Consider the following 24,348-nt stretch of genomic DNA (forward strand, 5'->3'; position numbering starts at 1 on the left):
TTAAGCCTTTGCTTAAAATGGCTAAAGTAACCTGCTGCGGCAGGTTATTTTTTAAGGTCTTGTAATATTATTTAAGTAATATAAAACTTATTGATAGCCTTTTTGAAAAGACTAGGAAGACTCGTTAAATGTTAAAAATCATCCACACCGCTGACTGGCACTTAGGTAGAGTGTTGCACAATCAATCCTTATTGGCCGATCAAGCAGTTGTTTTAGAACAAATTTTGACCTATATAAAAGACCATCAAGTGGATGCCTTGCTAGTGGCAGGCGATATTTACGACCGTTCTATTCCACCGGCTGAAGCCATCAAACTGTTGAACGGCTTTATCAATCAACTCGCTCTAATCAATGTGCCCATTATTATGATTACCGGTAATCATGATGGTGCAGAGCGTTTAAGTTTTGCGTCTCAACAATTGCAAGCCGCCGGGGTTCATATTTTGGGCAATCTCAACCAAGTCACTGTGCCGGTGGTTTTGCAAAAAGCAGATGTCACCGTAAAGGTATATGGTATTCCCTATGCCGACCCAGAAAGTGTGCGTGATGCTTTTGGGTGTGAAGTCAAAGGCTATGATGAAGCCCATACTTTTTTGGTTGAGCAAGTGAAAGCCGTTTATGAGCATAACGCCAATAACCTGTTGATGAGTCATTGCTTTGTGGACGGTTGCGAAACCTCTGAGTCTGAAAAAACCCTTTCAATTGGCGGTTCAGACCGAGTGTCGTTTGAACCCATGATGGATTTTAACTATGTCGCCCTAGGACATTTACACAGTCCACAGCAAAGGGGGGCCGATCATATTCGCTATTCAGGATCCCTTCTTAAATACAGCTTCTCAGAGCATCAACAAAAAAAGGGCGTCACCCTGTTAGAGTTTGATGAGAAGGGTCTGGTTAAACACCAACATCTCACCCTTAAACCCCAAAAAGAAGTCAGAGTTTTAGAAGGCTTATTAGAGGAGGTTATTGCCCAAGGTAAAACTGATCCGCATAAAGAGGATTATATAATGGTGCGCCTCACCGACCAGACGGCATTACTCGACCCTATGGGAAAACTGCGCGTGGTTTATCCTAATATTTTGCACCTAGAAAAAACTCTATTAACGCAAGCCATGGGCAAAACCCCCAATAGAGATGCCTTAAAACGCGGCGCCGAGCATATGATTCAAGACTTCTTTAAGCAGGTCACCGGACATGAGATGACCCCAGAACAACTGACTATTATCGAAGCCACGCTAAAATCCATTCACACCCAAGAAGCCTAAGAGATTCAGCCATGAAAGCACTCGCCTTAACCATCCAAGCCTTTGGCCCCTTTGCCGATACCCAAACCATCGACTTTAATGCGTTTGGCGACAGTTCACTGTACCTGATTAATGGCAATACGGGATCGGGTAAAACCACTCTTTTGGACGCCATCAGTTTTGCCCTGTATGGCGATACCACCGGTAAAGAAAGAGATGCCACCGAGATGCGCTGCGATTATGCCAATGCGTCCTTACTCACGCAAGTCACCTTTGAATTTAAACTCGGGTCAAAAACCTATCGCATTCAACGCATCCCCAAGCAAGATGCGCCCAAAGCCAGAGGCGAGGGGATGACTTCTAAAGGCCCAGAAGCCTATTTATGGGAAATCCATGGGGATGCTTCAACCACTTTGCTGGCCTCTAAAAAAGTCACCGAAGTTACCCAAAAGGTGATTGAACTGCTCGGTCTTAACAGCGAACAATTTAGACAAGTGATGGTGTTACCCCAAGGGCGCTTTAGAGAACTGTTATTAGCCGATTCTAAAGATCGAGAGGAGATTTTTAGCCAGTTATTTCAAACCCAAATCTACAAACAAGTCGAAGACAAAATTAAAGAACAAGCCAAAGAAGTCAGTGACCAAATCAAGGCTTTTGAAACCAAGATTGCCGGTATTTTAGAAACCGTAGAGTTAAGCTCAAGCGATGCCGTAGACACAGAAATAACAACCCTTGCAGTTGAACATCAAATCAAGCTTCAGCAAAAAAACGACCTGGGTCAAGCACATCTAAAAGCCATCAAACAACATCAAGCAGGGCTTAATTGTCAGCAACAGTTTGACAACTTAACCGCTCAGCAAGAAAGGTTAAGCATCCACCTCAAAGAACAACCCAACATAGATCAATTAAAAGCGGCCATGAAGCGTGCGCTCTCGGCACAAAAAATCAGTCCTATGTTTGAGCAGATGGAATTACTCACCCAAGACAAACTTAAACTGGAAAATACTCTTCAAGATTTAAGGGTGTCTAATCAACAAGCCATTCAAGTCCTAGCAACGGCAGAACAGTCGGCCAAAACCGCCAATGACAATGCCAAAACCATTGAGCAGCTTAATCGAGAACTAGACAAGCTGCAAAGCTATCAAGACGCGCTTCAAAAATTACAACTCGCCCACGCAGACATGCAAACTGCGCATCAAGCGGCACAGCATCAGCAAGCCAACCTAACTCAAGCACAAGTGTCCATACAAACGCTTAAAGCCGCACAACACTCAGCCGAGCAGAGTTTAGAAGGCTTGCAAGCCCTTGTCACTCAAGAAACAGATGCAAGATTAAAGCAAGCTCAACTGCAAGAACAGCTGAAAATGGTCGCGGAGCTTGCCAGACTTGAATCGCTACTGAGCCATAAAAAACAAGAAGGCGAGCAAGCCAATCAACAAGTGCAAATCGCTTTGCAAGCACTCAATGCTGCCGAACAAACTGCAACAGAATGTCAAATGCGCTGGCACCTAGGGCAAGCCAATATTCTGGCAAAAACCCTCAAAAACAACCAGGCCTGCCCCGTCTGTGGCAGTTTAGAGCATCCTCAGCCCGCTCAATGGCAAGATGCCAGTCATGAAATAGAGCAATCCCATGTAGATGCCGCATTTGCCCAAGTGGCGGCTTGTCAGAAAAAACACGCTGAAGCCAGTAATCACTTAACCGCTCTTAGAACCCAATACTCAGAATTAAAATCTCAGCGCGATCAACTCAAACACGCTTTAACAACCGATGCCTCTGTTGAAGCCTTAAATCAGTCCTTGGCTGACATTCAAAACCAGATACAACACATTGAGTCCGCCAAGACGGAACAGAATAATACTCAAGCCAATCTTGGCAATATCAAACAACAACTTTCAGCCCTAGAAGCTAATCTGCAAGTTTTACAAACCGAAGTTTATCATTTACAAACGCAAGCCCAGTTAAAACACCAGGCCTGGTCAGATTTACAAACCCAGCTCCCAGAAGCCTACCGCAATTTAGAGGCATTAAACTCGGCTATTAACAATTTGCAACAGCGTTTAGCCGAGTTAAAGCAAGCTCAAGAAACCGCAAGACTGGCATTAGAAGCGGCAAGAAGTCGAGCCGATAAAGCACAGCAGTCGCTTGAAAGCAGCCAACAACAGCTTAAAGACTTAGCGCAAAAACAAGCAGCTAGTCAGCAACAATGGCAAATGGCACTCGAGGCGAGCGACTTCAAAGATGTAACGGAATTTAAGTCGGCACTATGGTCAGCGCAAGCGTTAGAGCAGCATCAAAAAACCATCAACACCTATGAAGAACAGCTCAACCAAATCAACGGTGCGATTCAACAACTTCAAACTAGCCTAGCAGATCAAGCAGCGCCCGACTTAAATCGCTTACAACAACAAGTGGATGAGGTTAAAGTTTTGCTGGATAACGCAGAACTTGAGTTTAAAGCGATTGATCAAAGAGTCACGCTGCTGAAATCCGTTCAACAAAAACTCGCCCTTGCTCATCAAGAAAACCAAACTCTGCAAGATGAATATCACTTGATAGGCACTCTAAGCCAAGTGCTCTCGGGTGCTGCGGGGGATAAGGTTAATCTACAAAGGTTTGTGTTGAGCTTGTTGTTAGCTGATGTGTTAGAGATTGCCTCGTTACGCTTAAAAATGATGAGCAATGGTCGTTATGAGCTGATTCGCAAAGAAGATAAAAGCAAAGGCAATAAAACATCCGGCCTAGATTTAGAAATTTTAGACACCTGGAATGACAGCAGCCGGGGCGTTGCAACCCTCTCGGGTGGCGAATCCTTTATGGCGGCATTGTCTTTAGCCTTAGGCTTGTCTGATGTTGTGCAGTCTTATTCGGGTGGCATCAAACTCGATACCCTGTTTATTGATGAGGGCTTTGGCAGTTTAGACCAAGAGTCACTGGATCGCTCCATTGAAATGCTTAAACAGCTTCAAGCCAGTGGGCGCAGTATTGGCATAATTTCTCATGTGTCTGAGTTGAAAGAACAAATGGCAATGAGGATTGATGTGCATGCCAGCGGGCAGGGCAGTTTTTTAAAGGTAGTGGTTTAAGAGCGGTGGTTTAAATAACTGTTGCAAAAGGAAGATGATGAACTGGTTTGAAAAATTAACAGGCTTTACCGAAACCGACTATCTCACCACACAATCGCAGTTGAGTCTGCAAGGCGAAACTCTGGTTTGCTTGCCCAGCGGCAAACGCTATCAAGCTGGGCTTCTTTTAACACCCACACTGGCAGACTTACGCCAAAAAAACCGCTTTATTGGCGCAAGATAAACAGCCAAATCAGCTGTCGGAATGGGTGGGCGATGTGCAAGTCTTGCATCAAGACCCTAAAAATCAAAACGCCATTTTCCAAGTTGCCTCGCAATTTAATCTACTAGAAATGGTGTCGCCCCGCGTAACCCCGCTAGCAGGTATTACGGGTTATGCATATGACAAAACCCAAGGCCCTGTTTGTGCGATGGCCTGTGCAGCAGGAACGCTTTATCGAAATTATCTAGTGGACATGGCAGGGCAGAAAGGGCAAACAGACCAATGCCAGCTGAATATGCTCGATGAATTCGAGCGAGCGGCCAATCATAAAAAACACGGTTTTTGGACCATGCAAAACGGTTATGTCATGCCCAGCAAGCCAGGCCTGGTTAAATTTAAGCAGTTTTTAAGCGCTTTAAGCACAGAAGAAGCAGAAAATCTTAAAGCCTTAATCAAAGTCGGTCTGCAACAAAATACCCAAGTCACCCTAAACCAAGCACAGCATTGTGTGAGTCAAGTGTATTGTTCTGCCTTGCCATTGGCTTATCACCCTTATCAAGACGACCTCTGGCAACCTTTCGCGCAGTGGGTGCTAGATGCCGCCTATGAAGCCACTTTTCATCACGCACTCCTAGAAAAACACCGCACCGGAAACCGACGCATCTACCTCACTTTATTGGGAGGCGGCGCCTTTGGAAATCCAACGGATTGGATTATCCATGCCATTGAAAAAAGTTTGCATCAATTTGCAAACTGCAATTTGGAAATCATATTTGTCAGCTATGGGCAAAGCAGTCAGGCCGTGCAAAGCCTGTTAAAAAGAGCAGGCGTATCCATATGATGGTGAGGTTTTTAATCTTCGCGCTTTATTAATATCCTATTGTTGTAGGATTTTATCCTTTGGATTGCATCATTTACCTATAATCCTCATGTGTTAGGATTTAAACATGGGTCTAAAGGATATGGTCAAAAAAGTGGTAACCTCTAAAGCTCCCTTGTTCGATGGGGAATTAGATATGAAGATCTTGGGTGAATATATTCGCTACCAACGAACCAATATTGGCATGACGCTGATGGATGCAGCTGCGCTGAGCGATTTATCTAAACAGACAATAGTCATAAAAATAATCACTTAATTGGTTGATGTATGCATAATTAAAAATGATTTTATGCTCGATTAGTTTCAAAGCAGTTGCGACGCAAATAAAAATGTCAGGAAAATTAGGGGTATTCTAAGGAAATTGGTACGACCGAGTGGACTCGAACCACCGACCCCCACCATGTCAAGGTGGTGCTCTAACCAGCTGAGCTACGGTCGTACAATAGGAATTGTACTTTTGAAGTATTCTAGAATGATGGTACCAGTGGTCGGACTCGAACCGACACGCTTTTAAAGGCACCGGATTTTGAATCCGGCGTGTCTACCAGTTTCACCACACTGGCATTCATAGAATGGAGCGCATTATAGACAGCCAGTTTGTCTAAGTCAAACCTTTTGTGATGCTTTTGTTAAAAAGGTTTAAATGTCTTCTAATGCGGTTGGGTGAAGGTGGTCTATGAGTTTTTGCACCTGTCTTTTGCAGCAGCCATTTCCATCAGATGCATAGGTTTGGCAACGCACAGCTTCTAAGGTATCTGCGCCCTCAATAATGGCTTCTATCACTTTAAGTCGAGGGACTTCATTGCATACACAGAGGTTTTTATCAAGATCTCTTGTTAAGGTTTCGGGTAGTTTTTCGAGATGGGTTTGAAGGTTTTTTGCCATGGCTTGCTCAGTGTTTGGGTTGCATCATGTTCATTAAATCTTTGAGGTGGTAAATTTGTCCGGCACCTCCCCAGTTTCCGTCGGCCACTTCATGAAACATCACCCAAACGCGCGCAGCATTCATAAGATTGTCATCTGTGCCTTCTAGTCGCAAAACCTCTTGAGTGAGTTGTTTTGTCAACTGAGATTTATGACGCTCCGTCATGGTATTGGCAAAAATAGAAACATCAAAACGATAATGCGGTTTTGCAACCCGTTTGCCACCAATAAAGTAATCGTTTTGCGGGTGTTTGTGAAAATAAACCCAGCTAAGCATTTGCGCCTTAGGATTTTGTTGCATGCCTTCTAAAGTGAGTAGGGCATTGGATGCAAATTGCGCCAGCTGTTCTTCTTGTTCGGCACTCAAAGCGTTTTGGGGAAGGGTTATATTGATTAAAGGCATGATGAACCTCCTTTTAATATCCTTTAAAGGGTTTAGGTGAGAATTGCATGGCGCAGATTTTTTTATCTTGGTTTAGATAGCGCTGAAACTTTTCTTTAAGAGAGACGGGTAGCACACTGTCGGATATCGTGTTAAAACCTAGCTTTTCGTAAAACTCTGTGAGATGTTCATAGGCAAAGCAATAGGTAGGGTGTGTTCCCATGACATACTGCATGCCCATAATCAAAGTTGAGCCGATGCCTTGTCTGCGTGAATTTTCTTCAATATAAACATTTCTTAGCCAATATGCATGATCTATCCATTCAAGGCGTGCTGCGCCTATGAGGGTTTGCTGGGTGTTTTTGACTACAAACAATTCGTCCTGTTTGCCGGCGGGTGTTTGTTTATGGTTTTTTAAAAACTGATTGCCCAAGCGCTTTTGCAGGTCATCTGCTTGCAGAATAATTAAATCTTTGTTCAGTTGTGATCGGGGATGTGGCATGATGTTTTTTTCGTAAAAAATTTAAAGTAAGAGTACCACAAAATATGTCGAGAAGTCGCTGCGAAGCGTGTTTGCGCTTAGAAAAGCTCTGTTTGTGCGATGCTGTGGTGAGTGTCGATAATGTTGTTGAGGTCTTATTCTTGCAGCATCCTTTGGAAACCTTGCAAGTTAAAAATACCGCTAGATTGGCTTATTTGAGTTTGCAAAATGCGCAGTGGTTAGCGGGCGAAAGTTTTGATGAAGAGGATTTGCTTAAGCGTTTAGCGGATAAGTCTTGGGTGTTGTTGTATCCAGAAACCGTAGAGGATCAAGCGCCTTTAGTAAAAGTCGAGCAGCTAAGAGAAAAGGTGGAATTGCATAATCTGGGTTTGGTGGTGTTAGATGGTACCTGGCGAAAAACGCGTAAGATGTTGTTCTTAAATCCGTTTTTAGCGAAGTTGCCAAGATTGCAAATTTGTATGGCAAAGAAGTCAGAGTATGACATTCGTAAACAAAAGAATGCGCAGACCTATTCAACACTGGAAGCAGTGCAACAGGCATTAAGCGATTTGGAAAATAATTCACAAAAATACGAAAAGATGACCGATGGTTTGCAGGCTTTAATAAGCCAGCAAAAATCTTTTAGCCAAACAGGAGCCCATTAAAACAACAAAAAACCGCCCAAAAACAACCAGGCCTGGTTATTTTTAAGCGCTTTTAGTTGATTTTTAAAGGATTTTAGTGACTTCTCTTGTGCCTTCCAACGCTTTTATGGCGGTGGTGACGCGTTTAAAGAGGTCTTCGCTGTGTTCAGTTTCTTGACGCAAATCAGTTACACCCGCGTGGCTGGTTAGGCAGGTGGTTTCGTTGTTGCCCAGTTTAATTTTTTGCGCCGAGATGGTTTCTTGCGCCAGCTTGGTAATTCGAAATGCATCGACAGCTTTCACTTCGGGTAACACCATCATAAATTGGTCGCAACTCATGCGGCCAATATACCCCAGTTCTTTAACGACATTTTTAATGGCATGCGCGGCCGTTAAAATGGCTTTGTCGCCCATTTCATGTCCATAGGCATCGGTGATGCGTTTGAAACAATCCAGGTTGATTTTGCATAAAGAAACCGGTTTGTTGTTGAGTTTGGCTTTGTTGATTTCTTCATCAACGATGTCCAGAAAATAGTCACGGTTATACAGGTTGGTTAAAGGATCGTTGGAGGACAAGTGTTCAATTTGTTCTTCCATGTGCTTGCGTTCAGTAATGTTAATGGCCAGCCAAATAACCGCCGGTTGGCCATAGGTTTCGGAGTCTATTGGATAGACTCGCGCTTCATACCATTGGCCTTCGGTGACGCGAGGAGACTCTATGCCATCCACATCGCCATCGGCAAGTTGATATTCAATTTCATTAAGGCGTCCGGTTTGAATGGCTTTTTGGACCACTTTTAAAAAGCGTTCTGCCATTTTTTCGGGTAAGACATCCTGATACTTGCGTCCAATTAAAGATTGTCCGTCGGCGTATAACGAGCGTTCTTTGCCGCCGATGATATCCAAGTAAGTGCCGTCTTGTCCCATCACAAAAATAGGGTCGGGCATGGCATTGGCAATGGCTTCGAGGTGCGAGTTAAGCTTGTTAAAGTTGTCCGTCATGGCGAGCTTCCTTTTAAGAGAACTACTTAGTAATAGGCTTGTATTTGATGCGATGCGGTTGTGCGGCATCGGCACCTTTGCGGCGTTTTAAATCGGCTTCGTAGTCAGAGAAGTTTCCTTCAAACCATTCCACATGAGATTCACCTTCGAATGCCAGCATGTGAGTAGCAATACGGTCTAAGAACCAACGGTCATGCGATATAACCACCGCACAACCTGCAAAGTCTAGCAGAGCTTCTTCGAGCGCACGCAAGGTTTCAATGTCTAAATCGTTGGTGGGTTCATCCAATAATAATAGGTTTCCGCCAGTACGTAAAATTTTGGCTAAATGGACTCTGTTGCGTTCGCCGCCCGACAAGGTGCCAATACGTTTTTGTTGATCATTGCCTTTAAAATTAAAGCGTCCGCAATAGGCGCGCGAGTTCACTTCGGTGTTACCAACCATGAAGATATCGTTGCCACCGGAAATTTCCTCCCAAACGGTGTTGTTATCGTTAAGTGCATCACGACTTTGGTCTACATAAGACAGTTGCACCGTTTCACCAAACTCTATGCTGCCTTGGTCAGGTTGCTCTTGACCAGTTAGCATTTTAAATAGGGTAGATTTACCTGCACCGTTTGGTCCGATAATCCCAACGATACCCCCTTGTGGTAAACGGAAAGATAAGTCATCAATGAGTAAACGATCTCCAAAGCCTTTTGAAATGCCATTCACTTCGATGACTTTTTCACCTAAGCGTTCTGCGACAGGAATGAAGATTTCTTTGGTTTCGTTACGCTTTTGCGTGTCTTGTGAACTGAGCTCTTCAAAGCGCGCCAAACGGGCTTTAGATTTTGCATGACGACCTTTTGCACCAGAGCGCACCCATTCCAGTTCACTTTGAATGGTTTTCATGCGAGCCGCTTCTTGTTTAGATTCCATCGCAAGGCGTTTTTCTTTCTGGTCTAGCCAAGAGGAATAGTTGCCTTCATAAGGGATACCTTCACCACGGTCTAGTTCCAAAATCCATTCTGCGGCATTGTCTAGGAAATAGCGGTCATGGGTGATTGCCACAACGGTGCCTTTAAAATCCAATAAAAATCTTTCTAACCAAGCAACCGATTCAGCATCTAAATGGTTGGTTGGTTCATCAAGCAATAACATGTCTGGTTTTTCGAGTAGTAGTTTACACAAAGCCACACGGCGTTTTTCACCCCCAGAGAGCTTGGTAACATCAGCATCCCAGGCAGGTAGACGCAAGGCATCCGCTGCGATTTCTAGGGTGCGATCCATGTTGTGGCCGTCTTTGGCTTGAATCAAATCTTCAATTTCGGCTTGTTTTTTTGCCAAAGCATCAAAGTCGGCATCCGGTTCAGCATAGGCTGCGTAAACCGCATCTAGTTCTGCTAATGCATCTTTAACATCTTGCATGGCCGATTCAATATTACCACGCACATCTTTGGTTTCGTCTAGTTGAGGTTCTTGCGCTAAATAACCAATTTTAATGCCAGGTTGTGGACGCGCTTCACCAATAATGTCTGTGTCTATGCCAGCCATAATTTTGAGTAAGGTTGACTTACCTGAACCATTTAAACCCAATACCCCGATTTTGGCGCCTGGAAAAAACGATAAAGAGATGTTCTTAAGAATATGCTTGGAAGGTGGCACGATTTTGCCAACACGATTCATGGTATAAACGAATTGAGCCATTTAAAAAACCTTATAAATGAATGAGATATTGTTATCAGTTTAACGACTTTTAAAAGTGTTTAATGGATAACGAAAGCGTTAATTTGTAAAAATAAACAAAACTTTACCTAAATTGCGGCGTTTTATAAAGAACTTTATTTTTAAATCATCTGAAGTGGTTTTTTGGTAAACTATGGCGCACTTATTTTTACCATTTGGAGATCACGAAGATGTTTGAAAAGTCTATGACGATTGCGGGTTACGACGACTTAATTGCCGACGCTATTAAAAATGAAGAAAAGCGTCAAGAGTCGCACATTGAGTTGATTGCGTCTGAAAACTACACCAGTCCTCGTGTGATGGAAGCTCAGGGGTCTTATTTTACAAACAAATATGCTGAAGGTTATCCAGGAAAACGCTATTACGGTGGGTGTGAATTTGCCGACATCGTTGAACAAGCGGCTATTGATCGTGCCAAAGAATTATTTGGCGCAGACTACGCTAACGTTCAGCCTCATTCAGGGTCACAAGCCAATGCGGCGGTTTATCTAGCCTTGTTAAATCCAGGCGACACGGTTTTAGGGATGAGCCTAGCGCACGGTGGTCACTTAACACACGGTTCGCATGTTAGCTTTTCAGGCAAAATTTACAATGCTGTTCAATACGGTATTGATCCGGTATCTGGTCAAATTGATTATGCTGAAGTGCAAGCACTTGCAACCGAACACAAGCCTAAAATGATTATCGCTGGCTTCTCAGCGTATTCTCAAGTGATCGATTGGTCAAAATTCCGTGAAATCGCCGATTCAGTGGGCGCTTATTTATTTGTCGACATGGCTCACGTAGCCGGTTTGGTTGCTGGTGGTATTTATCCAAACCCAGTCCCTTTTGCCGATGTGGTGACGACAACCACTCACAAAACTTTGCGCGGTCCTCGTGGTGGTTTGATTTTGGCTAAAGCTAATCCAGATTTAGAAAAGAAATTTAACTCTGCAATTTTCCCAGGTGGACAAGGTGGGCCTTTGGTTCATGTGATGGCCGCTAAAGCAGTGGCTTTCAAAGAATGTTTAGATCCAGGTTGGAAAGAATATTGCCAAGCGGTGGTTAACAACGCAAAAGCTATGGCAAAAGTCTTTATGGCGCGCGGATGTGACGTGGTTTCTGGCGGAACTGAAAACCATTTGTTCTTAGTCAGTTTGATTGAAAAAGGCCTAACAGGTAAGTTAGTTGATGCGGCTTTAGATGCGGCTCATATTACGGTTAATAAAAACTCAGTACCTAATGACCCTATGTCACCTTTTGTGACTTCAGGGATTCGTGTGGGTACAGCAGCGGCAACCACGCGTGGCTTTACAGAAGAAGACTGTACAAACCTTGCCACTTGGATGTGTGATGTTATTGATGCTTGTGACCAAGAAAATACCACTTGGGATGAAGCTGTGATTGCACAAGTACGCGATAAGGTTTCTGCTTTGTGTGCGGCTAAGCCTGTTTACAAATAACCCATTATTAAACGGACTTTAAACCATGCAATGCCCAATATGTGGCGCACCAGAAACGAAAGTCATTGATTCTCGGCTTGCCATGGATGGTGAGCAAGTACGTCGTCGCCGAGAGTGCTTAAGTTGTGGTGAGCGTTTTACCACCTATGAAGCGGTTGAGTTGATGCTGCCGCGGGTGGTCAAAAGTGACGGTAATCGAGAAAAGTTTGACGAAGATAAAATTCGTCGTGGCTTGGTCAAAGCACTTGAAAAACGTCCTGTTGCCAGTGAAGCGATTGAAAAAGTCATCCATCGTATTGCAAAAGATTTAATGGCAGAAGGTATTCGAGAAGTGCCTTCTTCTAGAATTGGCGAGCTGTTAATGGATGCTTTACGCGAGTTAGATCAGGTGGCTTATGTGCGTTTTGCCTCGGTGTATCGCTCTTTTCAAGATGTGAATGCGTTTCGTGAAGAAATTGAACGCTTGATGAAAGCCACTAAAAGTTAATGAAAGTTAATGAATTTTTCTGAGTTTGATGCGTTGATGATGCAACGCGCTTTGGATTTGGCAGAGAAGGGCATTTACTCGACCAAGCCGAACCCTGCGGTGGGATGTGTCATTACCCAAGACTCAAAAGTCATTGGCGAAGGTTGGCATCGCCAAGCCGGTCAACTCCATGCTGAGCGTTTAGCTTTATTAGATGCGCAGCAGCGGGGGTTCTTTGTTAAAGGCGCAACCGCTTATGTCACGCTTGAGCCCTGTTCTCACACGGGAAGAACATCGCCCTGTTCGGATGCTTTAATTGAGGCAGGCATCGGTCGAGTGGTGGTTGCCATGCAAGACCCTAATCCGTTAGTGTGTGGGCAAGGTATTCAAAAGTTACAAGCAGCGAACATACCTGTTGATGTTGGGCTAATGCAAGAACGAGCAGAGTCGCTGAATTTAGGATTTATTCAAACCATGAAAACACAATTACCTTTTGTGAGATTAAAAATGGCCACCAGTTTAGATGGCAGAACCGCGGCGGCTAATGGTGAAAGTCAGTGGATTACGGGTGATGAGGCACGCAAAGCGGTGCATTTTATGCGCGCTAAACATGGTGCTTTAATCACCGGTATTGGTACTGTTTTGGCAGACGACCCCAGTTTAACGGTTCGCTTAACTGATGAAGAATTGGCTTCTATTAACTTAACGCAAGACAATTGTCATCCGATTCGCGTTATTTTAGACCCTCACATGAGTATGCCATTAGATGCCAAAATGCTGTCTTTACCGGGGCGAACCATTGTTATGACCTCTAAGGCATCGGCTGAAAGTCAGCGTAGCCAAATTGATGCTTTTTATGCCAAGGGCATAGAGCTGGTTGCTGTGGCGGCGCAAGATGATGTCTTGGATTTAGAGTCGGTATTGCATTATTTGGCACAAGAAGAAAAAGTCACAGATGTAATGGTCGAAGCAGGTTCGATAGTGGCGGGCGCATTTATGCGTTCTGGGTTTGTTAATGAACTTCATTGTTTTGTGGCACCGACCATTATGGGTGATAAAGCCAAGCCTATGTTCACCTTGCCTGGCATAGAAGCCATGTCTGACAAATTACCGTTGGCATTCCAATCTTGTAACCTAGTTGGGCAAGATGTCCACCTTGTGTTAACTCCTACAACTCAAAAAGGTTAGTCATGTTTACAGGCATAATTGAAGCAGAAGGTCGCATCGCTAAAATCCAACCCGTCGGTGGAGATGTTCGCATGACCATTGAAACGGGTAAACTAGACATGAGCGATGTCAAAATTGGCGACAGCATTGCCTGCAATGGCGTTTGTTTAACAGCGATAGAATTAATGCCTAATGCTTACATTGCAGATGTGTCTGGCGAAACCTTAAAAGTGACAACCTTGGGACATCTAAAAATCGGTTCGGCGGTTAACCTTGAAAAAGCCTTGCGTTTACAAGACCGCTTAGGTGGTCATTTGGTGAGCGGACATGTGGATGGTGTAGGCAAGGTTACGCACATTAGCCAAGATGCACGCTCGTGGCGTTATCAGTTTGAAGCCCCTTTGGCCATTTGCAAATACATAGCCGCTAAAGGTTCCATCTGTATTAATGGCATTAGCTTGACGGTTAATGAGGTTGATGGGCAAGTTTTTGGGGTAAATATTGTGCCGCACACCCGCCAAGAAACCACCATTAAAGAGCTGCAGTTGGGGTCTGAGGTCAATTTAGAGGTTGATTTATTAGCCAGATACCTTGAGCGTATGGTCACTGCGCCGCAAGAAACGACTCATGCCAAACCTGAGATGACGATGGAATATCTCGCCCAACATGGGTTTGCGAAATAACTCACATTTATAAAATAGAACACTTTTAAAAGGCTGCTATGCAACTCAATACCATTGAAGAACTGATTGAAGACTATCGCCAAGGCAAAATGGTTATCCTAATGGATGACGAAGACCGCGAAAATGAAGGTGATTTATTAGTCCCCGCAGAAACCGTTACCGCAGCGGATATTAACTTTATGGCGCGTTATGGACGAGGGTTAATTTGTTTAACCTTAACCCGTGAGCGTTGCCAGCAGTTGCATTTACCTTTGATGGTACAAAATAATCAAGACCCGCATGGCACAAACTTTACCGTATCTATTGAAGCGGCAGAAGGGGTGACGACAGGGATTTCAGCTGCTGACAGAGCGGTGACGATTCGCACAGCCGTTAAAAAAGATGCGACCTCTGCAGACATAGTCACGCCAGGGCATATTTTTCCATTAATGGCACAGAGTGGCGGTGTATTAACCCGCGCAGGTCACACAGAAGCCGGTTGCGACCTAGCAAAATTATCGGGGTTTGAACCTTCGTCAGTGATTGTGGAAATCATGAATGAAGATGGCAGTATGGCGCGCCGCGATGATTTAGAAGATTATGCCAAAACTCACGGCTTAAAAATTGGCACCATTGCTGATTTGATTCAATACCGTTTACAAAATGAAAAAACCATCGAGCGGGTATCTGAGTGTAAATTGCCAACCAAATATGGCGATTTCAAGTTAATTGGTTACGAAGATATTTTAGAACACAGAACCCATTTCGCCCTAACTTACGGCAAAATTGACCCAGAGAAGCCAACGGCGGTGCGAGTGCATATGGCAGATACTTTATGCGACTTATTTGGCTCAACGCGTTCAGAATGTGGCTGGTCTATAGAAGCGGCGATGCAACAAATTGTGGCCGAAGGCAATGGCGCTTTGGTGGTGCTTCGTAAGCATGAAGATGGTGCGGCACTGCTGGATAAGATTCAACAATTTCATTTAAAAGACATGGGTATCAAAACGCCAGATACCATGTTGGATGATGACACCAAAACCTTTGGTTTAGGCGCGCAGATTTTGGCTGACCTAGGGTTAAAGAAAATTAAAGTCATCGGTTCAGCTTGGAAGATGACAGGGCTAGGGGGTTTCGGTTTAGAAATCGCTGGTAATATCGCAAAACAATAATAACGCGTCAATTTAGACATTTAGCAAAGAGAGAAAAACATGAATATTATCGAAGGACACTTAACCGCTCAAGGCATGAAAATCGGCATGGTTGTTGGTCGTTGGAATGGGTTTATTGTAGACAGTTTGGTTAAAGCAGCCATCGACACGGTGATTAGACATGGCGGGTCTGCAGATAATATTGACCAGGTCATGGTGCCAGGTGCATTTGAAATTCCATTGGTTGCGCAAAAAATGGCGGCTTCTGGCAAGTATGATGCAGTGGTTGCTTTAGGTGCGGTGATTCGTGGTGGAACGCCTCATTTTGAATATGTTGCAGGTGAGTGTGTTAAAGGTCTTGGGCAAGTACAACTGCAAACCGGTGTGCCGGTCGCATTTGGCGTTTTAACCGTTGATTCAATTGAACAAGCCATTGAGCGTGCGGGTACCAAAGCAGGAAACAAAGGCGAAGAGTGCACCCTAGCAGCCATTGAAATGGTTAATGTTTTAAAACAAATTTAACAGTTAGAAATGTCATGAATATAAAAGATTTTAAACCGGGTCAAGGTGAAGAGTTGCCGGATGATACGAAACCCTTAACACCTCGCTCTAAAGCCCGTGAAGTGGCAATGCAAGCCTTGTATCAGTGGCAGCTGAATACATCGGATGTTTATAGTTTAACAAAACAGTTTTCTGAAGATGGTTTGTTACGAGATATCGATATGTCACTTTATAACGATATTATTCGTTATGTCAGCACCGAATTTGAAGCGTTAGATGCCTTAATGGCTCCGCATTTAGATCGTCGTGTTGAAATGATCAATCCTGTCGAAAAAGCCATTTTGCGTATGGGCATTTTTGAGTTGAAAGAAAAACTCGAAATTCCATACCGTGTTGTCATCAACGAATCGGTTGAATTAACGAAGCGCTATGGTGCAGATGAAGGTCATAAGTATGTTAATGGCATTTTAGATAAGGTCGCACAAGTGTTGCGTCCTTTAGAGTTTGGTCAAGCCGTCCCAAAATCCTAGCAGTTGCTAGCCTTTACTTCTAGGTGCGTTAGATGATTGGTCTAACGCCTTTTCGCAGTGGTTTTGCCATGTCTCACGAATTTGATTTAATTAACCAATATTTTGCCCCCTTGTCTCAAGTTGATTCTGGAGAAGTCGGTATTGGGGATGATGGAGCTATCTTAAATTGCCCGGCCAATCATCAATTGGTAGTGGTCACCGATACGCTGATTGCTGGTCGACATTTTCCACTAAACACAACCCCTTATGATATTGCATGGAAAGCACTGGCCGTCAATTTAAGTGATTTGGCAGCGATGGGTGCTAAACCGGCTTTTTATTCGCTCGCTTTAACGCTTTCGCCACAAGAAAATAACCAGGCCTGGTTAAAAAGCTTCAGCTTGGGGCTTAAAACGCTCTCAGAACAAGCCCAAATTCGACTCATTGGTGGCGATACCACGCAAGGTCCTTTATCGATTACGGTGACTGCTCAGGGATGGGTGCCGAGTGGAAAAGGTTTGTTGCGCTCAGGCGCTTTGGCCTATGCTGATATTTATATTTCTGGCGCCTTAGGTAATGGTGGGCTAGGTTTGGCGAATGTGTTGAATCAATTGATGCCTGGTGATGTTGGGTATTGCACGGATGCCATTGCTAAACTCAATCGACCCGAGCCTCGCTTGTCTTTAGGACAAGCGTTGTTAGCACAAAATTTGGCCTTAGCCGCGATTGATATTTCAGATGGATTTTTAGCGGACTTGTCGCACATCTTAAAAGCATCTAACTTAGCCGCTAGCATTGACTACGATGCGTTGCCTCTTTCTGAGGCATTGATAGCCTGGGCCAAAAAACAATCAGATTCATTATTTGGTTTAAATACCGGTGATGATTATGAATTGTGTTTTGTGGCTCTCCCAGATAGTGCGTCAGCAATTAAGCAGTTGGCTGATTCTTTGGGATTAAGATTAAGCAGAGTCGGGCAAACCTTGCCTTATACTGCTGAGGGTGAACGCTTGGTTCTGAGGGATTCTGCAGGGAATGTTATGCCTATGAAACGATTGGGCTATCAGCACTTTTAATATTTTTTACATTACGGATACAAAAAAAGGGCGTAAAGCCCTTTTTGTTTTTCTAGTTTGCGAGTTGTATGGATTAAGCCTTTTCGCGTCTGGCTCTAACGCCTTCAGCAAGGGTGGCTAATAATTTTTCGCTATCTGCCCAATCAATACAAGCATCAGTAATACTTTGACCATAGACCAGTTCTTTACCCGGTTGAATGGATTGTGCACCTGCAACCAAATGACTTTCGACCATGACACCCATAATATTTTCACAGCCAGCTTCAAGTTGCTCTTTAATAGATTCTGCAACGATGAGTTGTCTTTCATGTTGCTTGCTGGAGTTTGCATGACTACAGTCAATCATCAGTTTATCTTGCACTTTTGCGGCTTGCAGTGCAGCTACGGCTTCGGCAACAAAAGGTGCTTCATAATTCGGGCCGTCATTACCACCACGCAAAATCACATGGCAATCTTGGTTACCTGTGGTTTCAAAAATTGCAGATTGTCCTGCTTTGGTTAAAGACATAAAAATGTGTGGGTTGTTGGCTGCACGAATCGCATCGACTGCAATTTTAAACCCACCATCAGTGCCGTTTTTAAATCCAATTGGGCAGGATAAACCAGAAGCCAATTCACGGTGACCTTGGCTCTCAGTGGTTCTAGCGCCAATGGCGCCCCAAGAAATCAAATCAGACACATATTGGGGCGAAATCAAATCTAAGAACTCAGTTGCGCAAGGAATACCCATGCTATTGACATCTAATAACAAGGAGCGAGCTAGTCCAAGACCTTTGTTAATTTCAAAAGATTCATTTAAGTCTGGATCATTAATTAAACCTTTCCAGCCAACTGTCGTACGGGGCTTTTCAAAGTAAACGCGCATAACAATCAAAAGGTCTTTGTTGTGCTGTTCAATTTGTCCTTTCAAACGCTCGGCATATTCACGGGCAGCGATGGGGTCGTGAATGGAGCAAGGTCCGATGACAACCAGAATTCTGTCATCACGACCAGAAAGAATGTTATGAATTTCTTGGCGAGTGTCATAAACCGTTTGAGAAGCATTATTCGTTATTGGATATTGAGAATGCAGTTCTTTAGGGGATTGAACTTCGGTAATGCTCTTGATGCGTAAATCATCGGTTTGATACTTGTGTGTCATTGCGAATAAACCTTGCTGAAATCATGACTATATTAAGGTGAAGTATTATGCCATTTTTAGAGGGTCTTGAGCGTAAAAAAACGCTTAAAAATAACCAGGCCTGGTTAAATTTTAAGGATTTTTAAAGGATAAGCGGTTTCGCTTTAAAAATTTTATGGTAAAATTCTGCAAAATTTAAAATTAAACATTTTTTTCATCATTCTGGAACCGTAAAGTGCATTGTAGATATATTATTCAAGGCGTCACTGAAGAAGGTAGAAAGTTTCGTCCAAGCGATTGGATTGATCGTATAGCTTCTATGGGTGCTTCTTATGGTACATCGCATCGTTTGGTGTTTTCTGATATGTTGCACCCTGAATTATATGAAGGCGAAAAATGCTTAATGATTGATACGGCGCTAGAAGAACAAAATCCAAACATGTTTGAATATGTGATGAATTTTGTAAAATCTAACAAACTCAAAATGACCCAAGTCTGTGAGATTGACGAAGAAAAGTTAGGGTCTTAACCCCAACTGATTTTTTGATTCCTGTCTTTGATTAATCCTACATTTGTTGGATTAAGTCACTTCCCCAAATTAACGAAACCCAACCGCCTATGGCTAAATAAGGTCCAAAAGGAATGGGGTCACTGAGCGGTTTTAAGCGTGTTACGGCTAAAAATACCCCTAAAATAATACTGCTGAGTGAGGCAATTAAGATAATTTGCGGTAGGCTGGCAATACCAAACCAAGCGCCCAACGCGGCCAGTAATTTGAAATCCCCATAGCCCATGCCTTCTTTTCCAGTGATTAACTTAAATATCTGGAATATCGTCCACAAAATCATATAACCCGCCGCGGCTCCCCAAATAGCTTCTATCGGCGAAGCAAAAGTTGATTGAGTATTGATTAATAAACCTATCCACATTAAAGGCAGGCTGAGTTTATCTAGGATCAGTTGATGTTCAATATCAATCACGCAAAGGGTGATGAGTATCCAAGTGAAAACCAGCGCATAAGCCGCAGTGATGTTTAAACCAAAGTGATACACCATAAAGAGCGTAAAAAGCCCGGTGATGAATTCAATCAGTGGGTAGCGAGCGGAAATAGGTGTTTTACATGCATGGCATTTTCCTCGGGAAGCCAACCAGCTAAACAGCGGGAATAGGCGATACCAAGGAAGGGGTGTTTGGCATTGGGGACAATGCGATCTGCTGATGCTGATGTTTTTGAGTTGTTCTTCTGGCGCTAGGTCTAGTATTCTTGGCAGGCGCCAAGTCAGCATGGAAATAAAACTGCCGATGATAATGCCAATTAGACCGCTGAAGAAATAGATTAAATAGGCATCATGCATCATCAGTATGATGTTTAAACCATCTTGAATAATTTTTCGAAATTGACGACTTCAAAAACTTTTAAAATTTGTTTAGAAACACCCTTGAGGGTAATGTTATTGGCATTTTCACCTTGAATGGTGCGCAGCTGCAACAGCATTCCTAATCCACCACTGTCAATGCTGTCAGTGTTTGAAAAATCAATAATCACGGATTCAAATTTTTTATTTTCATAGGTTGCTTGAAATTCAGGGAATAGGTTAATGGTAAATGAACCATTCACAAAGATAAAAAGTGTGCCATCTTCAATTTTTGAGCTAATCATTTTTGCGTACCTTGTTTGGAAATTGACTGTCAGTATAAGCCATCAGATTTTTAAAAAAAAGTGGGATATCAAGATAATTTAGAAAATAATGAATTTTTTAGCTAAAAGGATCAGATAGACTCACTGTAGGTCACGCAGTTACGATCATTTTCCCATACAGTTAGGCTGTGCATGGTTACTTCAGGGGTTTGAATTCGGCGTTCAATTTCTTTAAAAAGATAAACCGCAATGTTTTCGGCGGTAGGGTTTACCTCTTTGAAGTGGGGATGGTCGTTTAAAAAGGTGTGGTCGAGTTCTGCGACAACCAATTTTGCATGGCGCTTGATTTCTTTAAAATCGATAACCATACCAATGTCATTTAATTGTGAGCCGACAACTTGAACTTCAATCTTCCAGTTGTGTCCGTGCAATTTAGCGCAATCGCCTGGGTAGCCTCTAAGGCTGTGTGCCGATGCAAAATCCAGTAATGTTTTTAAAACGAATTTTTGTGCCATTTTGATGAGCGCTAACCATTTGAAAAAGAATAATTATATCAAATAATAACCTTTTAATGAAAGCCCTTTAATCGGGTTGCTGATTGAAGCCTTAATTAAATGGGCTTTTTTACCGTCAATGCTGTCGTTGAGCAATATAGTGAGTTAAATCCATTAAAAATGGGGAGTTTAAATTTAAGTCTAGGAGTAGGTTTTGGGCTTCGGTGATGAGTTGATCACGATAAACTTTGGCTTGCTTTAATCCCATTAATTTAGGGTAGGTCGATTTTGACAATTTCTCATCACTGCCTTGGGGTTTTCCAAGGGTTTCGGTGGTGCTTTCAATGTCGAGAATATCATCTTGAACTTGGAAGGCTAGGCCAATGGTTTCACCAAATAACCCAATTTTTGTGTGACGCTCTAAGTCATTGTCTAATAGCAGTGCGCCGAGTAAACAAGCCGCCTTTATGAGCTCCCCTGTTTTTAGAAGGTGCATTCTTTTTAAGTTTTCTAAGGAAGTAAGTTGGCCTTCTGATTGAATATCAATCATTTGACCTGCAATCATGCCTAAACTGCCACTGGCAGCACTTAGGATTTGAATGGCAGATACTTTTTGCTCAGCATTGAGATGATGATCGTTACTGATGACTGCAAACGCTAAGGTGAGTTGCGCATCGCCGACTAAGATGGCGGTGGCTTCATCAAATTGAATGTGACAGGTTGGACGACCTCTACGCAAGTCATCGTCATCCATTGCGGGTAAATCATCGTGAACTAAAGAGTAGCTGTGAATCAGTTCAATGGCGGCAGCTAAGCTATCCACTTTTTCCAAAGGGCATTTAAAGGCTTCTGCAAACGCATAAATTAATGCGGGTCTTAGACGCTTTCCTGGGTTAAGCGTGGCATAGCTCAATGCTTCGTAGAGCGGAGAATGACTTTGGGTATTGAGTATTTGGGTTAAAACTTGATTGGTGCGAGTTTCATACTTTTGTAATTGTTGTTTCAAGGCGTATCCAAAAAAAGGGTTACAAAGATGATTAAAAAAGCCGTCATATGACGGCTTTTAAATAGAGTTATGAACCTAATTATAAATTATAGTTCATCAGCATGTTGACTTAGATATTCAGCAACACCTTCAGGTGAATCTTTCATCCCTGCATCGCCTTTTTTCCAGCCTGCTGGGCAAACTTCACCGTATTGTTCGTGGAACTGAAGTGCTTCAACAGTACGAATGAGTTCATCCACATTGCGTCCTAGCGGTAAGTCGTTGACGACTTGGTGACGAACTACGCCCTTGTTATCAATTAGGAACGCACCTCTTAAAGCAACATTGGCAGGGTGAACAACACCGTAAGCTTCCATGATTGAACCACCTACATCGGCAACTAATGGGAATTTAACTGGGCCAAGACCACCTGCATTAACAGGAGTGTTACGCCATGCGTTGTGTGTAAACTGTGAGTCAATAGAAATACCGATAACTTCAGTGCCAAGTTCTTTGAAACGCTCTACGCGGTGATCAAATGCTAGAATTTCTGAAGGACATACAAAAGTGAAGTCTAAAGGGTAAAAGAAAACAACAGCATACTTGCCAGCAATATGGCTTTTTAAGTTAAAGTTGTCAACAATTGTGCCATCTGCTAATACGGCGGCGGCAGTGAAATCTGGGGCTGATTTTGTAACGAGTACAGACATGTTCTTTTCCTTTGATTAAAATTAAACAACTTAAATAGTATAGTAAATTTGTAGGTTATTTGTGAAGTGTTTTTTGAAGTTTTAAGCTTTTAGTCAGCTCGGCCGATACAGATAATAGGTGTAATGTTTTGCAATCAGTTTTAAATCTAATGAAGTCATTTTCAAAAGGTTTGGCTAAGAGGGTTTTGATGATGTTTATGGTTTATTCTCCAGAGGGTTCTAATGCCGTCAGTCCAGGACAATTGCATGCTGCTTTAAAAGTTGACCCCTCAAAAAAAGTGAATCCTGTGCAGCGCAGTGAGTTAGAGCAAATGCACCTAGAAGCAGAGGATGCGGCCAAAAAACAGTTACAAAATAGAGCGGCATTAAAACATTATCAGTCGACTCAAAATGTGGATCATGAGCGTCATATTGTTGTTAAAGCGTTTGAGATTATGAGCCAACCGGTTGTGACAGTTGATAAGCGCATGTCGATTGCGGATGCCTGGCAGTTTATGCAAGCGAAAAAGATTCATCATTTGCCTGTTTTGGAAAATCAACAGTTGATAGGTTTATGCAGTTCAAGTTGTATTTTGTCACGCGCAATTTTGGACAAAACAGGAGCCTTAGAAGAAATTAAAAATGAGACCGTTGAACAGGTAATGGTAAAAGAAGTGGTGACCACGCATCGTAATATGGATATTCGTAAAATTGCTTTGGTCATGAGTGAGTATGGGTTTGGTTGCTTGCCGATTATGTCTGAAACCGAATCCATTTTGGGTATCGTAACCCTTTCTGATATTGTGCGCAGGGTTGCGGCTGAACCCCCCTTAGGGTTGTATGCTTAGATTCAAAAAAAACGGGCAAGTAGCCCGTTTCGTTTTAAGAGAGTGTCAAACTTTTAGAGCGCAGCAAACTTAACCATCTTGGTTAATTTTTTTTATTAAAGCGCTTAAAGTGGTTTCTGCTTGATCATTTTCCACTTGGCAAGTACCCGCAGCCATATGGCCACCGCCACCATATTGAAGGCAGAGTTCACCAACATTGGTTTTAGATGAGCGATTCAAAATAGATTTACCAACAGCAAAAACAGTGTTCTGCTGCTTGAGTCCCCAAAGTACATGAATAGAAATATTGGTATCTGGGTAAAGCGCATAAATTAAGAAGCGATTAGTTGGGTGAATCAAGCTTTCGTTTCTTAAGTCTAAAACCACGAGGTTACCATGCACAGTCGCACATCTTTGTAGTTGTTCTTTGGCAGCTTCTTCATGTTCAAAGTATAAATCAACACGCTCTTTGACATCGGGTAAGGCTAAAATTTGTTCAATCGTGTGATCTCTACAATAATCAATGAGTTCCATCATTAATTGATAGTTAGAAATTCTAAATTCTCTAAAACGCCCTAATCCTGTGCGAGCATCCATTAAATAATTTAACAGCGGCCAGCCTGATGGGTTTAAGACTTCATCGCGATTAAAGCGAGCGGCATCACCCTTGTCGACAGCGTCCATTAAATCATCAGAAATTTTTGGGAATTTTGCTTTGCCACCATAGTAGTCATAAACCACGCGCGCAGCGGAGGGTGCATTCGCATCAATAATGTGGTTTTCAATTAAGCCATTACGAATACTTTCACTTAAATGGTGGTCAAAAGCTAAATGGCACCCAGGAACATATGGCAAATTAGTGGTTATGTCATTTTCAGTGATTTCGATTTTTTGATCTTGCATGTCTTTTGGGTGAACAAACAAAATGTCATCAATTAGGTCTAGGTCTTTCAATAAAACGGCACAGACTAACCCGTCAAAATCACTACGCGTAACCAAACGAAACTTTTTTTCGGCCATAATTCAATCCTCTGGTAAAACAAACG

28 protein-coding genes and 2 tRNA genes are annotated in these 24,348 nt (G+C 42.9%); 16 read left to right on the plus strand and 14 right to left on the minus strand.

Annotation, left to right across the window (positions count from 1 at the left end; all coding sequences use genetic code 11):
- The first annotated feature begins 128 nt into the window (after positions 1-128).
- The 5 genes from THMIRH_RS05120 to THMIRH_RS05135 all read left to right on the plus strand — a co-directional run bounded on the left by THMIRH_RS05120 (position 129) and on the right by THMIRH_RS05135 (position 5,668).
- Positions 129-1,265, plus strand: coding sequence for an exonuclease SbcCD subunit D (locus THMIRH_RS05120; RefSeq protein WP_173291085.1), 1,137 nt, complete (start codon positions 129-131; stop codon positions 1,263-1,265).
- 11 nt (positions 1,266-1,276) lie between these two features.
- Entirely contained in the window at positions 1,277-4,330 is a 3,054-nt protein-coding gene (locus tag THMIRH_RS05125) for an AAA family ATPase (protein ID WP_173291086.1), read from the plus strand.
- Positions 4,331-4,367: 37 nt separating this feature from the next.
- Complete coding sequence (locus tag THMIRH_RS12075; RefSeq protein WP_198415248.1) at positions 4,368-4,553, plus strand: hypothetical protein; 186 nt, start codon at positions 4,368-4,370, stop codon at positions 4,551-4,553.
- Positions 4,540-5,373 carry a hypothetical protein gene (locus THMIRH_RS05130; RefSeq protein ID WP_198415249.1) on the plus strand — a complete coding sequence of 278 codons (834 nt, stop codon included), beginning with the start codon at positions 4,540-4,542 and terminating at the stop codon, positions 5,371-5,373. The genes THMIRH_RS12075 and THMIRH_RS05130 overlap by 14 nt, the downstream gene beginning before the upstream one ends.
- A 106-nt stretch (positions 5,374-5,479) precedes the next feature.
- Positions 5,480-5,668 (plus strand): hypothetical protein, encoded by a 189-nt coding sequence (locus tag THMIRH_RS05135; RefSeq protein ID WP_173291087.1) that lies wholly within the window; start codon positions 5,480-5,482, stop codon positions 5,666-5,668.
- A gap of 106 nt (positions 5,669-5,774) precedes the next feature.
- Here THMIRH_RS05135 and THMIRH_RS05140 read toward each other — a convergent pair.
- The 5 genes from THMIRH_RS05140 to THMIRH_RS05160 all read right to left on the minus strand — a co-directional run bounded on the left by THMIRH_RS05140 (position 5,775) and on the right by THMIRH_RS05160 (position 7,220).
- A tRNA-Val gene (locus THMIRH_RS05140) sits at positions 5,775-5,851 on the minus strand.
- Positions 5,852-5,888: 37 nt separating this feature from the next.
- A tRNA-Leu gene (locus THMIRH_RS05145) sits at positions 5,889-5,975 on the minus strand.
- Between the two features lie 76 nt (positions 5,976-6,051).
- On the minus strand, positions 6,052-6,297 hold the full coding sequence (locus THMIRH_RS05150) for a (2Fe-2S)-binding protein (RefSeq protein ID WP_173291088.1): 246 nt from the start codon (positions 6,295-6,297) through the stop codon (positions 6,052-6,054).
- A gap of 7 nt (positions 6,298-6,304) precedes the next feature.
- Positions 6,305-6,739 (minus strand): tautomerase family protein, encoded by a 435-nt coding sequence (locus THMIRH_RS05155; RefSeq protein ID WP_173291089.1) that lies wholly within the window; start codon positions 6,737-6,739, stop codon positions 6,305-6,307.
- 13 nt (positions 6,740-6,752) lie between these two features.
- Positions 6,753-7,220 (minus strand): GNAT family N-acetyltransferase, encoded by a 468-nt coding sequence (locus THMIRH_RS05160; RefSeq protein WP_173291090.1) that lies wholly within the window; start codon positions 7,218-7,220, stop codon positions 6,753-6,755.
- 44 nt (positions 7,221-7,264) lie between these two features.
- Here THMIRH_RS05160 and THMIRH_RS05165 point away from each other — a divergent pair, with 44 nt between their 5' ends.
- On the plus strand, positions 7,265-7,864 hold the full coding sequence (locus THMIRH_RS05165) for a tRNA-uridine aminocarboxypropyltransferase (protein WP_173291091.1): 600 nt from the start codon (positions 7,265-7,267) through the stop codon (positions 7,862-7,864).
- Between the two features lie 63 nt (positions 7,865-7,927).
- On the opposite strand, the gene THMIRH_RS05170 is transcribed toward THMIRH_RS05165, so the two are convergent.
- Together THMIRH_RS05170 and ettA are read right to left on the minus strand one after the other, a co-directional pair.
- Positions 7,928-8,845: a sensor domain-containing diguanylate cyclase gene (locus tag THMIRH_RS05170; RefSeq protein WP_173291092.1), complete on the minus strand. Its 918-nt coding sequence runs from the start codon at positions 8,843-8,845 to the stop codon at positions 7,928-7,930.
- 22 nt (positions 8,846-8,867) lie between these two features.
- Complete coding sequence (gene ettA / locus THMIRH_RS05175) at positions 8,868-10,535, minus strand: energy-dependent translational throttle protein EttA (protein WP_173291093.1); 1,668 nt, start codon at positions 10,533-10,535, stop codon at positions 8,868-8,870.
- 209 nt (positions 10,536-10,744) lie between these two features.
- Between ettA and glyA the strand changes: the two genes are divergently transcribed.
- From glyA to thiL, 8 genes are read left to right on the plus strand one after another with little or no spacing between them, the layout of a single operon-like run.
- Positions 10,745-12,016, plus strand: coding sequence for a serine hydroxymethyltransferase (gene glyA / locus THMIRH_RS05180; protein WP_173291094.1), 1,272 nt, complete (start codon positions 10,745-10,747; stop codon positions 12,014-12,016).
- Between the two features lie 25 nt (positions 12,017-12,041).
- Positions 12,042-12,503, plus strand: a complete 462-nt coding sequence (gene nrdR, locus THMIRH_RS05185; protein ID WP_173291095.1) for a transcriptional regulator NrdR — start codon at positions 12,042-12,044, stop codon at positions 12,501-12,503.
- 9 nt (positions 12,504-12,512) lie between these two features.
- The gene (ribD, locus tag THMIRH_RS05190; RefSeq protein ID WP_198415250.1) at positions 12,513-13,670 is read left to right on the plus strand and encodes a bifunctional diaminohydroxyphosphoribosylaminopyrimidine deaminase/5-amino-6-(5-phosphoribosylamino)uracil reductase RibD; all 1,158 of its coding nucleotides are present in this window, start codon (positions 12,513-12,515) and stop codon (positions 13,668-13,670) included.
- Positions 13,671-13,672: 2 nt separating this feature from the next.
- Positions 13,673-14,332: a riboflavin synthase gene (locus THMIRH_RS05195; protein ID WP_173291096.1), complete on the plus strand. Its 660-nt coding sequence runs from the start codon at positions 13,673-13,675 to the stop codon at positions 14,330-14,332.
- A 38-nt stretch (positions 14,333-14,370) separates the two neighbouring features.
- Positions 14,371-15,483 (plus strand): bifunctional 3,4-dihydroxy-2-butanone-4-phosphate synthase/GTP cyclohydrolase II, encoded by a 1,113-nt coding sequence (ribBA, locus tag THMIRH_RS05200; protein ID WP_173291097.1) that lies wholly within the window; start codon positions 14,371-14,373, stop codon positions 15,481-15,483.
- A gap of 39 nt (positions 15,484-15,522) precedes the next feature.
- Positions 15,523-15,984 carry a 6,7-dimethyl-8-ribityllumazine synthase gene (gene ribH / locus THMIRH_RS05205; protein ID WP_173291098.1) on the plus strand — a complete coding sequence of 154 codons (462 nt, stop codon included), beginning with the start codon at positions 15,523-15,525 and terminating at the stop codon, positions 15,982-15,984.
- A 14-nt stretch (positions 15,985-15,998) separates the two neighbouring features.
- Positions 15,999-16,493, plus strand: coding sequence for a transcription antitermination factor NusB (nusB, locus tag THMIRH_RS05210; RefSeq protein WP_173291099.1), 495 nt, complete (start codon positions 15,999-16,001; stop codon positions 16,491-16,493).
- Between the two features lie 32 nt (positions 16,494-16,525).
- The gene (gene thiL, locus THMIRH_RS05215) at positions 16,526-17,548 is read left to right on the plus strand and encodes a thiamine-phosphate kinase (protein WP_243831507.1); all 1,023 of its coding nucleotides are present in this window, start codon (positions 16,526-16,528) and stop codon (positions 17,546-17,548) included.
- A gap of 73 nt (positions 17,549-17,621) precedes the next feature.
- Here the strand turns inward: thiL and THMIRH_RS05220 are convergent, their stop codons facing one another.
- Positions 17,622-18,689, minus strand: a complete 1,068-nt coding sequence (locus THMIRH_RS05220) for a 3-deoxy-7-phosphoheptulonate synthase (protein WP_173291100.1) — start codon at positions 18,687-18,689, stop codon at positions 17,622-17,624.
- A gap of 214 nt (positions 18,690-18,903) precedes the next feature.
- Here THMIRH_RS05220 and THMIRH_RS05225 point away from each other — a divergent pair, with 214 nt between their 5' ends.
- Positions 18,904-19,197 (plus strand): DUF3579 domain-containing protein, encoded by a 294-nt coding sequence (locus THMIRH_RS05225; protein ID WP_173291101.1) that lies wholly within the window; start codon positions 18,904-18,906, stop codon positions 19,195-19,197.
- 37 nt (positions 19,198-19,234) lie between these two features.
- Here THMIRH_RS05225 and THMIRH_RS05230 read toward each other — a convergent pair whose 3' ends face one another.
- The 5 genes from THMIRH_RS05230 to THMIRH_RS05250 form a co-directional block, all read right to left on the minus strand.
- A complete protein-coding gene (locus THMIRH_RS05230) occupies positions 19,235-20,026 on the minus strand; it encodes a prepilin peptidase (protein ID WP_173291102.1) in 792 nt (263 codons plus the stop codon).
- A gap of 11 nt (positions 20,027-20,037) precedes the next feature.
- Positions 20,038-20,328 (minus strand): STAS domain-containing protein, encoded by a 291-nt coding sequence (locus tag THMIRH_RS05235; protein ID WP_173291103.1) that lies wholly within the window; start codon positions 20,326-20,328, stop codon positions 20,038-20,040.
- A gap of 110 nt (positions 20,329-20,438) precedes the next feature.
- On the minus strand, positions 20,439-20,822 hold the full coding sequence (gene queD / locus THMIRH_RS05240) for a 6-carboxytetrahydropterin synthase QueD (protein ID WP_173291104.1): 384 nt from the start codon (positions 20,820-20,822) through the stop codon (positions 20,439-20,441).
- Between the two features lie 115 nt (positions 20,823-20,937).
- Complete coding sequence (locus THMIRH_RS05245; RefSeq protein WP_173291105.1) at positions 20,938-21,807, minus strand: polyprenyl synthetase family protein; 870 nt, start codon at positions 21,805-21,807, stop codon at positions 20,938-20,940.
- A gap of 86 nt (positions 21,808-21,893) precedes the next feature.
- The gene (locus THMIRH_RS05250) at positions 21,894-22,496 is read right to left on the minus strand and encodes a peroxiredoxin (protein WP_173291106.1); all 603 of its coding nucleotides are present in this window, start codon (positions 22,494-22,496) and stop codon (positions 21,894-21,896) included.
- 188 nt (positions 22,497-22,684) lie between these two features.
- Here THMIRH_RS05250 and THMIRH_RS05255 point away from each other — a divergent pair, with 188 nt between their 5' ends.
- Positions 22,685-23,323, plus strand: coding sequence for a CBS domain-containing protein (locus tag THMIRH_RS05255; RefSeq protein WP_173291107.1), 639 nt, complete (start codon positions 22,685-22,687; stop codon positions 23,321-23,323).
- 69 nt (positions 23,324-23,392) lie between these two features.
- On the opposite strand, the gene THMIRH_RS05260 is transcribed toward THMIRH_RS05255, so the two are convergent.
- Positions 23,393-24,322, minus strand: coding sequence for a DHH family phosphoesterase (locus THMIRH_RS05260; RefSeq protein WP_173291108.1), 930 nt, complete (start codon positions 24,320-24,322; stop codon positions 23,393-23,395).
- Between the last annotated feature and the right edge of the window lie 26 nt (positions 24,323-24,348).

The sequence above is a fragment of the Thiosulfativibrio zosterae genome, assembly GCF_011398155.1.
Taxonomy (GTDB): Bacteria; Pseudomonadota; Gammaproteobacteria; order Thiomicrospirales; family Thiomicrospiraceae; genus Thiosulfativibrio; species Thiosulfativibrio zosterae.